5 protein-coding genes are annotated in these 9,063 nt (G+C 62.1%); 4 read left to right on the plus strand and 1 reads right to left on the minus strand.

Annotated elements, in window-relative coordinates:
* Nucleotides 1-291: 291 nt before the first annotated feature.
* On the minus strand, nucleotides 292-3,021 hold the full coding sequence (mdeB, locus tag AC30NL_RS21825; protein ID WP_489466085.1) for an alpha-ketoglutarate dehydrogenase: 2,730 nt from the start codon (nucleotides 3,019-3,021) through the stop codon (nucleotides 292-294).
* 140 nt (nucleotides 3,022-3,161) lie between these two features.
* Here mdeB and yajC point away from each other — a divergent pair, with 140 nt between their 5' ends.
* The 4 genes from yajC (at nucleotide 3,162) to AC30NL_RS21845 (ending at nucleotide 8,864) form a co-directional block, all read left to right on the plus strand.
* Nucleotides 3,162-3,488, plus strand: coding sequence for a preprotein translocase subunit YajC (gene yajC / locus AC30NL_RS21830; RefSeq protein WP_489466086.1), 327 nt, complete (start codon nucleotides 3,162-3,164; stop codon nucleotides 3,486-3,488).
* 71 nt (nucleotides 3,489-3,559) lie between these two features.
* Entirely contained in the window at nucleotides 3,560-5,437 is a 1,878-nt protein-coding gene (gene secD / locus AC30NL_RS21835) for a protein translocase subunit SecD (RefSeq protein ID WP_489466087.1), read from the plus strand.
* Nucleotides 5,438-5,466: 29 nt separating this feature from the next.
* Nucleotides 5,467-6,498 carry a protein translocase subunit SecF gene (gene secF / locus AC30NL_RS21840; RefSeq protein ID WP_489466088.1) on the plus strand — a complete coding sequence of 344 codons (1,032 nt, stop codon included), beginning with the start codon at nucleotides 5,467-5,469 and terminating at the stop codon, nucleotides 6,496-6,498.
* Between the two features lie 44 nt (nucleotides 6,499-6,542).
* Entirely contained in the window at nucleotides 6,543-8,864 is a 2,322-nt protein-coding gene (locus AC30NL_RS21845; RefSeq protein WP_489466089.1) for a DUF1631 family protein, read from the plus strand.
* Nucleotides 8,865-9,063: the final 199 nt, after the last annotated feature.

A 9,063-nucleotide genomic window follows, 5' to 3' on the forward strand; every position in this document is an offset into this window, starting at 1 on the left:
AATGCTCGCCATAGCACGAGCTATGGCTGCGCTTTGCGCCTAGATCCGGCGCCTTTTGACGTGCTGCTCGGACACGCTCGAAATACTCTCAGCCTCTGAGCAAGCGCGAGGTTCATGTATCGGTCGCGCAAGATGATGTCCCAGTTGTGATCCGCAAGTCGGCACTGCGGTCGCCTGCCCGGCATCCACTGCCTGATCGCGAAGCAGCGCGAACTGATCGAGGCTGCTGCCAAGGCCGGGGAGCTGGACGCCGCCGCCGCGGCTTCAGCGAGCGCCGCTGCCGCCCCGCCCTCAAATCAGCCCCAAGCTCCGACTCAACGAGCCCAAGGCGGTATCGCGTCCATCGTCAAGCCGTAACGCTGCATCGCCTCGCCCAGCAAGTGCCGTCCGCCTGCCTTCGCGCACCAGCGCCTGCAGCGAAGCCAGCACGATGTGGTAACGGTCCACTTCAAAGAAGCTGCGCAACGCCGTGCGCGTGTCGCTGCGGCCGAAGCCATCGGTGCCCAATGTCACGTAGCGTGCATCGACGTATTCTGTAATCAGCTGCGGCCATGCGCGGACGTAGTCGGTGGCGGCCACCACAGGCGCACTGCCGGCTAGCATTCGCTGTACGTGGCTCACCCGATCGATCGTACCCGGCTGAAATCGATTGCTTCGTTCCACCTCGCGTGCATCACGCGCCAGTTCGCTGAAACTTGTGACGCTGAAGACTTCGCTTGACACGCCCCAATCCGCCGCCAGCAATTCTGCTGCCGCCATCACTTCGCGCAAGATTGTTCCGCTGCCCAGCAGTCGCACGAGTCCGCCCGAACGCTCTGGGGTGTGCGTCGCGATGCGGTACATGCCGCGCAACAAATCGCCATGCGACTCGGCCGGGAGCGAAGGATGCTCGTAGTTCTCGTTCATTAGCGTGAGATAGTGGAACTCGTCGCGCTGATCTTCGAGCATGCGCCGCATCGCATGGTCCATGATCACTGCCACTTCGCTTGCGAAGCACGGGTCCCACGCGCAGCAGTTGGGCACGGTTGCGGCTATCACGAGGCTGTGCCCGTCCTGGTGCTGCAGGCCTTCGCCGCCGAGGGTTGTGCGACCGGCCGTCGCGCCGAACAGGAAGCCACGTGCGCGCTGATCGGCTGCGGCCCAGATAAGATCGGCCACGCGCTGGAAGCCGAACATCGAGTAGTAGATGTAGATCGGCAGCATCGGCAGCCCATGCACGCTGTACGACGTTCCCGCCGAGATCCATGATGACGTCGCGCCCGCTTCGGTAATGCCCTCTTCCAGCAGTTGTCCGTCGCGCGCTTCGCGATAGGACAACATCGAGCCCGCGTCCTCTGGTTCGTAGAGCTGCCCGTGCGGCGAGTAGATGCCGATCTGGCGGAATAGACTCGCCATACCGAAGGTGCGCGCTTCGTCGGCAACAATGGGCACGACTCGCGGGCCCATTGCCTCGTCCTTGAGCAAGCCGCTCAGCATGCGAACCGCGGCCATGGTGGTGGACATCTCCTTGCCTTGGGCTTGCAGCGCAAAGCCACCCCACTTCTGCAGCGGCGGCACCCGAAGCACCGGCGCATCGCTCTTGCGTGCCGGCAGCGCGCCGCCCAGGGCCGCGCGGCGCTCCAGCAAGTAGCGCATCTCCGGGCTGTCGGGCTCGGGCTTGTAGAACCGAAGCTGAGCGACGTCCTCATCCGACAGCGGCAGCGCAAAATGGTCGCGATAGGCCTTTACCGCATCGATATCGAGCTTCTTCGCTTGGTGGGACGTCATGCGCGACTCCCCCGCACCCCCCATTCCATATCCCTTCTTGGTCTTGGCGAGGACGACCGTCGGTCGCCCCTGGTGTGCGCGCGCCGCCGAAAACGCCGCATGCAGTTTGCGGAAATCATGCCCGCCGCGCTTGAGCGCATTGACCTCGCTCTCGCTCATGTGCGCAACGAGCTTCTGCACTTGCGGGTCCTGACGGAAGAAGTGCTCGATGTTGTAGGCGCCGTCCTTGGCGCCGAGGGTCTGGTACTGCCCGTCGACGGTGGACGCGAGTCGCTGCAGCAGCACGTGATTCGTGTCGCGGGCGAACAGAGCGTCCCAGTCCGAACCCCACAACACCTTGATCACGTTCCACCCCGCGCCGGTGAAGAGCGATTCAAGTTCCTGCACGATCTGCCCGTTGCCGCGCACGGGCCCGTCGAGCCGCTGCAGATTGCAGTTGATGATGAAGGTGAGATTGTCGAGGCGTTCGCGCGCCGCCAGTGTGAGTCCGGCGATCGACTCGGGCTCGTCCATCTCGCCGTCGCCGAACACGCCCCACACATGCCGGTGCGATGTCTTCTGCAATCCGCGGTGCTCGATGTAGCGCAGGAAGCGCGCCTGGTAGACCGCGCTCAATGGACCCAGGCCCATGGAGCCTGTCGGGAACTGCCAAAAGTCGGGCATGAGCCACGGGTGGGGGTAGGAACTCAATCCCGGACCGCTCAATTCCTGCCGGTAGAGGGCCAAGCGTTCCTCACTCAGGCGCCCTTCCAAAAAAGCCCGCGCATAGACGCCGGGCGCAGAGTGGGGCTGGAAGTACACGAGGTCCGCATTCCGCGGTGCTTCAGTTGAGGAGTCGTCGCCGCGAAAGAAGTGGTTGAAGCCGACCTCGAAAATCTCCGCCGCCGAGGCATAGCTCGCGATGTGACCGCCCAGCTCGCCATACGCTTGATTGGCACGCACGACCATCGCAAGCGCATTCCACCGCATGATTGCCGTCAGGCGCTCTTCGATGGCCAGATCTCCCGGGTAGCGCCCCTGCTGCTCCACCGGTATTGTGTTTCGATAAGCCGAATACGGCTGTACGTGGGGAACGATGCCCAGTTGCTGCGCCTGTTCTTCCAGTCGCTCGAGCAGAAACAGTCCCCGTTCTGCACCCCCCTCGCGTACCGCAGCCTGAAGCGCATCGATCCACTCCTGTGTTTCTCCGGGATCGGTGTCCCGCGCTGCGGCAATGAGCTGGTCTAGCAATGTTGTGGATTCGCGTCCGGCCATTTCGGCTCTCCTGTTTGGGAATGTAAGTCACGACTGTAGACCTGCCCCAAACCCTGAGCCGTACAATCCCAAAGTTTTGCCGGGACTCCATCGCCCGGTCTCGTAGAAGTTCTACAGACGACGTATTAAGGACCGTTCAAGTGTTCATTTCTGAAGCTTTTGCCCAGGCCGCGCCGGCCGCCGCCGATTCCCCATTCGGCAGCATGGGCGGGATGATTTTTCCGTTGTTGATGGTCGTCGCTCTTTACTTTGTCGTACTGCGGCCGCAGATGAAGCGCCAGAAGGAGCACAAGACGATGATCGAGGCCCTGGCCAAGGGAGACGAGGTAGTGATCGCTGGCGGAGTTCTCGGCAAGGTGTCCAAGATGGGCGACACCTATCTCAACGTCGAGATCGCCAATGGTGTCGAAATCCAGGTGCAGCGCTCGTCCGTCATCCAGGTGCTTCCCAAGGGCACGATCAAGTAAGGCGGCAATGGAAGGGAAGCCGGCTTCAGCTCTGAAGGTGAGCCGGCGCGATCCGTCTGAGGAAAGGTGTCATGAACCGCTATCCCCTTTGGAAATACGCGATGCTTGTCATCGCATTGCTGGTCGGGCTGATCTACACGCTGCCCAACTTCTTCGGCGAATCGCCGGCCGTGCAGGTGAGCAGCAGCAAAGCCACGGTGCGGATCACGCGAGACACCGCGACGCGCGTCGAGCAGGCGCTGGCGGAGGCCAAGCTGAAGCCCGACTTCGTCCAGTACGAAGGCAATTCAGTCAAGGCGCGCTTCCAGGACCTGGACACCCAATCTCGCGCCAAGGACGTGGTCAGCAAGGCGCTCAATCCTGATCCGGCCGATCCGACCTATGTGGTTGCCCTGAACCTCGTGTCGCGGTCTCCACGCTGGCTTACGGCCTTGCATGCGCTTCCGATGTACCTCGGCCTGGACTTGCGCGGCGGCGTGCACTTCCTGATGCAGGTGGACATGAAGGCCGCAGTGAACAAGCGCACCGACGCGCTGGTGGGTGACATCCGCACGGCATTGCGTGAGAAGACCATTCGCGGAAGCACATCGCGGGACGGCAACAACATCGTCGTGACATTGCGCGACAAGGAAGGGCTGACGGCCGCGCAAAACCTCTTCGCCGATCAGTTCACCGACCTCGAATGGGCGCCCATCACGGACCCCAACGACTTCAAGCTGATCGGCACGCTCAAGCTGACAGCGGCACGCGCCACGCAGGAAGCTGCGATCAAGCAGAACATGACGACGCTGCACAACCGCGTCAATGAACTGGCGGTGGCGGAACCGGTGATCCAGCAGCAGGGCGCCGACCGCATCGTGGTCGAATTGCCGGGCATCCAGGATACGGCCAAGGCCAAGGACATCATCGGCCGCACGGCCAACCTCGAATTCCGTTTGGCTGACATGTCGACCGAGGCGCGCGCGGCGCTCGACGGCTCGGGCCCGGTGCCCTTCGGGCGCGAGAAATACACCATCGGCCGGGGCGCTCCGGTCATCGTCTACAAGGAAGCGATTGCCACAGGCGAGATGCTGACCAACGCGCAACCGCGTCCGGACGAGAACCAGCAGCCGGCTGTGTCGGTCAGCTTGGATGCCAAGGGGGGGCGGCAGATGCGCGATGCGACGCGCAACAACGTCGGCAACTTCATGGCAGCCATCCTGTTCGAAAAGGGCAAGGGCGAAGTGCTGACGGTCGCGCGAATTCAGAGCGAACTTGGTAGCGAGTTCCGCATCACCGGCATGGTGACTACCGACGCTGCCAACGAGTTGAGCCTGCTGCTTCGCGCAGGTGCTCTTGCGGCACCGATGGAATTCATCGAAGAAAGCACCATCGGCCCGAGCCTCGGCGCTGACAACATCGCCAAGGGTTTCAACAGCCTCGTGTATGGCTTCACGGCCATTGCAATCTTCATGTGCTTGTATTACCGGCTGTTCGGCGTCTTCTCTACTTTGGCGCTGATGCTCAACCTGCTCTTGCTCGTGGCGGTGTTGTCGATGCTGCAGGCGACATTGACCTTGCCGGGCATTGCGGCGATCGCACTCACGCTCGGTATGGCCATCGACTCAAACGTGCTGATCAACGAACGCGTGCGAGAGGAATTGCGGGGTGGCGCCTCTCCACAAGCGGCGATCAATGCAGGGTACGAACGAGCCTTTGCGACCATTCTCGACTCCAACGTCACGACGCTCATTGCTGGTCTTGCGCTGCTGGCGTTCGGCTCCGGCCCGGTGAAGGGCTTCGCTGTCGTTCACTGCCTGGGCATCATCACGTCGATGTTCTCCGCGGTGGTGTTCTCTCGTGGACTCGTGAATCTCTGGTACGGCCGTCAGAAGAAGTTGAAGGGCGTATCGATTGGGCAGGTGTGGAGGCCCTCTGTCGACGATCCGGCCACGGCCGCCAAGACTTGACCCCCCAGGAACTCGAGCAAGGAATTTACATGGAGTTCTTCCGTATCAAGCGCGACATCCCGTTCATGCGGCACGCGCTGGTGTTCAACATCATTTCTCTCGTCACCTTTCTCGCGGCGGTGTTCTTCCTGTTCACGCGCGGCCTGCATCTGTCGATCGAGTTCACTGGCGGCACGCTGATCGAGGTCGCCTATTTGCAAGCCGCCGACGTGGCCAAGGTACGCGCGAAGGTCGAAGGCCTGAAGCTCGGCGACGTGCAAGTGCAGAACTTCGGCAGCGCGAGCAATGTGCTCATCCGCCTCCCGGTGCGGGGCGACATGAAGCAGGATATCGTCGTCGCCAAGGTATTCGGCGAACTGTGCCGCGTCGAAAACGGTACCGTGTCGATCAAGGAAACTCGAACCGACAAGGGCGAGACCGTGAGCGGCCCGGTGTGCGACGCGAACGGCACGCATCCGGTGGTGCTCAAGCGCAACGATTTTGTCGGCCCGCAGGTTGGCAAGGAACTCGCGCAAGACGGCGCGAAGGCGTTGGCCTTTGTAGTCGCCGGCATCATGCTGTACCTCGCCTTCCGCTTCGAATGGAAGTTCTCGGTGGCGGCCATCGTCGCGAACTTGCACGACGTGATCATCATCCTCGGCTTCTTCGCGTTCTTCCAATGGGAGTTCTCGCTGTCCGTGCTGGCGGCGGTGCTGGCGGTGCTCGGCTACTCGGTAAACGAATCGGTTGTGATCTTCGACCGGATCCGCGAGGCCTTCAGGCGCTATCGCAAGATGGCGACACACGAAGTCATCGACCACGCGATCACGAGCACCATGAGCCGCACGGTCATCACCCACGGCTGCACGCAGATGATGGTGCTGTCCATGCTGCTCTTCGGAGGCCCGACGCTCCACTATTTTGCAGTCGCGCTGACCATCGGCATCCTGTTCGGCATCTACTCCTCAGTCTTCGTTGCCGCGGCAATCGCGATGTGGTTGGGGGTCAAGCGTGAAGACCTCATGAAGTCTTCGGCCAAGGAAATCGATCCGGACGATCCGAACGCCGGGGCGGTGGTGTAGAGTTCAAGGTCCTCTCTTACCCCGCGAGCAGCTACTCCAAACACATGGCGACCGCCGCCAACTCGATGGCACTGGCCGCACAGGCACGGCGTTCCTACGTCGAGAGTTTGCTCAATGGGCTTCCGAACGTCGTCCAGGCTGTCGACAGTGGTGCGCGAATCCTGCTGAGTCAGGTGGCCGATCCAGCCACGATGATGCGCCGGCGTGACGTCGTGGAAGACCTCGCCAAGCTGCACGGTATCTGGCTTCAGGGCTCGGTATCGGCACTTCGCGCCGCGTTCCAAGGCGGCGGACTGTCAGTGGCTCGCCCTCCCGATCTTTCGGCCATGGGCCAACGTGGCGGAGGTTTTACAGCCGGCGCGGGCCTGAGCCTCGTCGACAACGACACCATCGAAAGCGAAATCCTGAGCTCGCGTCTGGCGCTGGCGATGATGGATCGCGCGTCCTGGGAGTTCACCGACATGTGTTCTCGCATGAACAGCCTCGAAGGGCGCGAGGAACTTGACCCAAACGATGTTCTTCGTCCGCATGTACTGAGCCGCATCGTGACCAATGCATGGCGCACGGCGGGACTCAGCCACGAGGCATGGCGCACGTTGCAGACAGTACTGCACGACGAATTCGCGCATTTTGCCGAAGAGGCCTATCACGAGACAAACCGCTGGCTGATCCAGAAGCGTGTGCTGCCGGAGATCGACCTGCGCCCTTTCATTCGCCGCACGCGCAGCTCCTCGTGGTCGTCAAGTGGAGTAACCACCGGAACTGGCACGGGCTTTTCGCATTCTGGCGGCCCACCAGTCTCGCCCGATCATCCGCGCGCCGAGGTTCATGATGAAACGCGATTGATGACTCGGGCTGGCGGCATAGTGCGTGGCGCAGACCATGCTGAGGCGGTGCTGGGCCGATTGAATCGCCTGATTGGGCGACAGCTTCCCGAATTCGCCAACACGCAGCAGGCGCGGCCAGCATCTCAGGCCTTGCGTGCTGCCATCAGCGATGCGCAACAAGGGATCGCCAAACGGCTGCAATCGGCAACGGACGATCAGCCGGGAATGGTCGGTCAGCAAGTCAGCACGCCAATGCTGCTTGAGGAACTGCAACAGCGCAAACAGCAGTTGAAGCAGGCGGCGAGCACGCCGGTCGAGCGTGCGACGATCGAGATAGTCGCCTTGCTGTTCCAGAGCCTCCTGACGGAAGAACGCATCCCGGCGACGGTGCGCGTCTGGTTCGCGCGGTTGCAGATGCCGGTGCTGCGCGTCGCGGTGAGCGAGCCCGATTTCTTCGCCACCACCGATCACCCCGCGCGGCGCCTCATTGACCGCATGGGCGCCTGCGTGATGGGGTTCGACGCCACGATGCGTGCGGCCGGAGATCTGGTCGAAAAAGAAATCAAGCGAGTGGTGCAGGTGGTCGAGGCTTACCCCGACACTGGCCGGCGAGTCTTCCAGACTGTCCTCACCGAGTTCGAGAAGTTTCTCGAGCACTATTTCAAAAACGAGAACGAGGCCTCGCGCAAGGGCGTGTCGCTTGCACAGCAAGTGGAGCAGCGCGAAACGCTCGCCATTCAGTACACCATCGAGTTGCGCAAGATGCTCAACGAGGTACCAGTGCAGGAGGGGGTGCGAGAGTTTCTCTTCCATGTCTGGGCTGACGTGCTTGCCACGACGGCCGTTAAGTTCGATTTGCAAAGCGAAGAAACCAAGGCGATGAAGCGTGTTGCGGCCGACCTCATCTGGTCGGCCAGTGCAAAGGTCTCGCGCGAAGAACGTGCCGAAGTCATCCGCCGGCTGCCACCGCTTTTGAAGACGCTGCGCGAGGGCATGCAGAACGCGGGCGTGCCGACGGTCAAGCAGGATGAGCACATCCAGAAGCTCAACAATTCGTTGGCCGCGGCCTTCACCGCAAAGGCGGCCGCCATTCCGCACGATCGGCTCGAAGAACTCATGGCCCGGCTTGAAACGCTCGAAGAGCTTCTGCCCGATGCCGAAGATGTCGAGATCGATGAATTGCTGGTGCTCGATCTCTCGGGGCATGAGAGTTCCGAGCTCGAGGTGGTGGGCGAGGGTGGCTCGATGCCGACCCCGGCCATGCTGTCCTGGGCGCGAGAGCTTCAGGTCGGAAGCTGGTTCATGCTCGATTACCGCAACCGCAACGAGCAGGTGCAATTGGCTTGGCAGGGGTTGCGCAAGCAATTGACGCTCTTCGTGTCGCCGCAGGGGCGGGGCATTCTGTTCCAGCAGCAGCGGCTGGCGGCTTTCCTGCAGGCGGGGCTGCTGGTGCCGGCACAGGACGAATCGCTGACGACGCGCGCGACGCGGAGCGCGTTGGCAAAGCTGGATGTTGACCCGGGGCGGCTCTTAAGTTGACTCCGTCTCCAATCCCCATCCGCCAATAGATATGGCCGCTGTAGAGCGGCCATTTTTGTTGGGGTGGCTGTTCAGGATTTGGCCCGAAACAATTTCCCGTTTTGGGGGCGCAGGGCGGGCGCGCTGCGGCGTTGCTCCTCACTTGTGTGGTTCGCCACACGGCGCTCGGAGCGCCTTGCATCGCATCCCGCCCAGCGCC

Source organism: Rhizobacter sp., from assembly GCA_021153565.1.
GTDB lineage: Bacteria > Pseudomonadota > Gammaproteobacteria > Burkholderiales > Burkholderiaceae_C > Albitalea.